The organism is Psychrobacter sp. CAL346-MNA-CIBAN-0220 (assembly GCF_040309805.1).
Taxonomy (GTDB): Bacteria; Pseudomonadota; Gammaproteobacteria; order Pseudomonadales; family Moraxellaceae; genus Psychrobacter.
On sequence record NZ_JBEOPF010000527.1, the window covers coordinates 1 to 253 of the forward strand.

General features: G+C 42.3%; 1 protein-coding gene. It reads right to left on the reverse strand.

Annotation, left to right across the window (positions count from 1 at the left end; genetic code table 11):
- Positions 1-253: sodium:calcium antiporter (locus tag AAEY88_RS14645; protein WP_407074471.1), on the reverse strand; the 253-nt coding region annotated here is incomplete at both ends.

Consider the following 253-nt stretch of genomic DNA (forward strand, 5'->3'; position numbering starts at 1 on the left):
GCGCTAAGTCATCTTCATTTTTAAGTACACCTGCAATTGAAGCTGCAAGTTCAGGTAAGCTGGTGCCTATAGCAATAATGGTCAAACCAATCACTAAGTCACTTAAGCCAAAATATTTTGCGATATCAACGGCTGAGCCAACTAAAAAGTGTGAACTAACCGGCAGTAAAATCATACCCACTACCAGCCAAAAAACAGCTTTTTTGGTTGGTACGTTGTCAGGTACTTCGTCACAGGCTTCGCTCACAAACGG